The 3,526-nt window shown below is 55.5% G+C and carries 4 protein-coding genes; all 4 read left to right on the top strand.

Translation table 11 applies throughout. From position 1 onward, the window contains the following. Positions 1-312 (top strand): phage tail tube protein (locus tag EJP87_RS18010; RefSeq protein ID WP_478210085.1); only part of this gene is annotated, 312 nt, incomplete at its 5' end. Positions 313-747: 435 nt separating this feature from the next. Next, positions 748-1,056 (top strand): hypothetical protein, encoded by a 309-nt coding sequence (locus EJP87_RS14725; protein ID WP_130472619.1) that lies wholly within the window; start codon positions 748-750, stop codon positions 1,054-1,056. 193 nt (positions 1,057-1,249) lie between these two features. Next, positions 1,250-1,585: a hypothetical protein gene (locus EJP87_RS14720; protein WP_130472618.1), complete on the top strand. Its 336-nt coding sequence runs from the start codon at positions 1,250-1,252 to the stop codon at positions 1,583-1,585. A gap of 2 nt (positions 1,586-1,587) precedes the next feature. After that, entirely contained in the window at positions 1,588-3,354 is a 1,767-nt protein-coding gene (locus EJP87_RS14715) for a phage tail tape measure protein (protein ID WP_193771416.1), read from the top strand. Positions 3,355-3,526: the final 172 nt, after the last annotated feature.

The raw sequence follows: 3,526 nt of genomic DNA, 5'->3' as shown, positions 1-3,526 counted from the left end.
AATTCTACCAAAATTGACGAGGAGGGCACCCCCGTTGAGGTTTCCTACACCACCTCGGCAGGCTACAACATCCAGGCACTGGTTGGTTCTGGGGAGGAGTACCGGGTGGTTTTTGCCGGAAAAAACTTTGCCCGCAACGGCAAGGGACTGAAGGTGGTGATGTATCGTGTCGTCTTTTCTCCCACCAAGGAACTGGGCCTGATCAGCGACGAGTTTGCCAAGCTGACCCTGACAGCCAAGGTGCTGTCCGACGACACCAAGACCGGCACCGACATCAGCGCCTTCTGCCAAATAGACATGGAAGCCGTCTGATGAGTACCCCTCCACACGAAGGTGTAAGGAAAATATGGCGGATTCAAGGCGCAAATGCAGCGTGTGCATATTCCCTTTTTTGTGATGTGGCAGTGCGTTGGACTCGACCCATCATGGGGAATCTCAAAAACACTGCCATCATCAGGCAGGCTCAAGCGAGTTCGTCACCATATCTGCCTTCCACTCGCCGTTGTCATCACGACAATGACTCACCTGGACTCCCCATCCTCACCGTCACGCCTGCGGGTCTGCGGTTACTGGACTCGACCCGAAGGGAATCCAGCAACAGGCTGAATGCTCAGTGGCCAGACTGAGTTTCAGCCAGTTGTTGGGATGGTAGCCAGCCGGAGCGTTGCGGTCAAAGGTTCTTATTTTTGTTTGTAAATTTTTTCTGAACATAAATATTCCTGCCAGAATCAATAGAGAGGCTGTTTGATGAGTATTCCCCCACACGAAGGTGTTACGGTGCACTTTGCAGGTGGCGATTGGGTGGTTCCGGCCTTGAGCTTGGGACAATTGAAAAAATTGATGCCCCATTTCCAGAACCTGCAGGGTGGCCAGTTTTCCATTGAGCAGATTGACAGTGCGCTTCAAGTGATCCATGCCGCACTCTCCCGCAACTATCCGCAGCTCCAGTTGGAGGATGTCGAAGATCTGGTGGATCTGGCCACTGTGCCCATTCTGATGGAGGCCATCATGCGAGCCTCCGGGTTGGTGCGCCCGGGGGAAGTGAAGGCGGGGTAGAGGAACTGCACTGGGACGAGATTTATGCCCACGTCATCGCCTCGACTGGCTGGACTTGGGAGTATATCGACGACTGTCTCACTCTGCCCCGCCTGATGGCTCTCAACCAATATTGGGCCAAGCACCCTCCAGTTCACTGGCTGATTGCCCGCTATCTCGGACTCTGATCAACCCACAGCAATGGATGAAAAAAATGCGCATCACAAAATCAGTCGACCTGGGAGCAGGTCGGACAGTGATCCTGCATGAGCTGCGCCCCAAGGATGTGTTGAAGTTCCTGCGCAGCATCTCCCAGGATCTGAAAAACACCGATTTGTTCACCCTGCTGACCGAGCGCCTTCCCCAGATGCTCATCCTTCTGGAGGGAGAAAACATTGTCCCGCCTGCAGGCGAGACACTGGAGGATCTTTCCCTCTCTGAATGTGAGCAGGTGTGGATGGTGTTCCGGGAGATGCACCCCCTGCTGTTTTTGATGGCCGGTGAGATGCTCAAAACCGCTCTGCTGGCCAATTTCCAGACAGGTGCATGACTATGGCCAACACCCTGGAATTTTTCCTGCGCATGAATGTGGAGCAGTTCGTCCGGGCCACGGCTCAGGTGCAACAGGAGTTCAACAAAACCCTCTCTGGACTGACCGGTGCGGCGGCTGCCGAGGGTGCCAAGTTGGGCAGCGCCATGGCTGGACTGGCGGATATTGAGCGATTGAAACAGGTGCGCCAGCAATTGGTGGATACCCATCAATCGCTTCGTTCTGCCCAGCTGGCCATGGCAGACTATGCCCGGCAGATTACCGAGGCCAATGCGCCTTTGGAGAAAATGAAAGCCGATTTGCTTGGCGCAAAGGCATCCTTTGCGGCATTTGTTGAGGAGGAAAAGGCCTCGGCAGCCGCCACCGCGCAGTTTCGTGAAAAAGTGCAGACGCTGGCTGCACAATTCCGACAGACTACCAACCCAACAGCCGAGATGGCGCGGGAGTTGGCAACAGCCCGTGCTGAATTGAAACGCATGCAGGATGAGAGTACCGGCCTTGGCACGGTGGTCAAACGGACGATGGCAGACATCAACCGGTTGACTGCCGAGATTGAAAAAACTCCCGGTGCCACCGACAAGATGACCAAAGGGTTCCAGGCTGCCCAGGCCGAAGTTACCCGTTTGACTGATGCCCAGCAGGCTGCCCGCTTGGCGGTGCAACAAAGTGCTGCTGGGTTGTCGGCGGCTGGTATCAGTGTGCGTACCCTCTCATCCGAGGAGGAGCGTCTGCGCAGCAACCTGCAACAATCCACCGAACGACTGCAGGAGCATGCCCGTGTCATGAGCCTGTTCGCCCAACTGGGTGTACGCCCGGTGCGGGAGGTGCAGGAAGAGATTCAGAAGCTGAAAAATGCCTACCAGCAGCTTGCCGCCTCCGGCCAGGCATCGAGCAGAGATCTGGTGCGAGCCAATGAGCAACTCAAGGTGAAAACTGCCGAGTTGCAGAGAGAAATCTCTGGCAGCGGCAACTCCATGCACAGCGTGGCGACAGCAGCAGGGACTTTGCTTGCGGCCATGTACTCCCTGCATCAGGTGTCCACCAGCACGTTGAACAAATTTGCTGAGTTTGACACGGTGATGCGCCGGGTGGATGTGGCGATGGAGAGTTCCGGCGAGCAGAGCAAGGCGTTGCGGGGTTATGCCGAGGAGATGGGAAAAAGCACCACCTTTTCGGCCAAGAGCGCAGCGGACGGGTTGCTGGTGCTGGCCACTGCAGGCATGAAGGCCGATGATGCCATGCAGGCCCTGCCTACCGTGATGCACATGGCCACGGTGGCAGCGGGCGAGAGTGCCGGTGGCATTGCCGATATCAAAGGGTCGGCGGACACCCTGCTGACCATCATGAACTCGTCCGGCTTCAAGACCAACAATCTCACTGCCATCAGTGATGTGATCGTGCAAACGGCTCAGTCGTCGATGACGACAGTGAATGCCGTTGGCGAGTCGTTGAAACGGTCTGCCGCCACAGCCAAATCCGCCGGTATCGATTTTTTGGATCTGGCGGCGGTGATCGGCGTGATGGCCGATGGTGGTTATCGCGGGGAGCGAGCAGGTACTGCCTTGGCAACCTCTCTGCAGAGAATGCTGAACCCAAGCCGACAGATGCAGGAGGTAATGGATCGGCTGGGATTGGTCTTTCAGTCCAGTCCGGGCAAGCTGATCCCCCTGGTTGACATTTTTAACCCATGTTTAACATGCTACAAAATTTTTCAAGCAATATCAGTGTATTGTGATGCTATTTTTTCGCAAGTGGCACTACAAAGTTGATGCCTTGGCCATTTTTTGATCAAGCAATCATCTTTTTTACTCCACCGGGGTTGGGATCGATGGCAAGAGCTTGGTAAATCAACTTCTGGTTTGGTTCTGCTTTTGTCGCTTTGCGCACGTGCAAGACCCTGTCGTCAACCCACCGGAAAGTGGCGGTTATGCGGCACTGGCC

This window comes from Candidatus Magnetaquicoccus inordinatus (genome assembly GCF_004217665.1).
Taxonomy (GTDB): Bacteria; Pseudomonadota; Magnetococcia; order Magnetococcales; family Magnetaquicoccaceae; genus Magnetaquicoccus; species Magnetaquicoccus inordinatus.
Note: the sequence above shows the minus strand (reverse complement) of the source record. Positions and strands in the feature narration are given on the sequence as shown.

Bases quoted from the DNA above. Each gene is read 5' to 3' on its own strand.
- EJP87_RS14715 (WP_193771416.1), top strand. From the start codon at position 1,588: ATGGCCAACACCCTGGAATTTTTCCTGCGCATGAATGTGGAGCAGTTC.
- EJP87_RS14725 (WP_130472619.1), top strand. From the start codon at position 748: ATGAGTATTCCCCCACACGAAGGTGTTACGGTGCACTTTGCAGGTGGC.
- EJP87_RS14720 (WP_130472618.1), top strand. From the start codon at position 1,250: ATGCGCATCACAAAATCAGTCGACCTGGGAGCAGGTCGGACAGTGATC.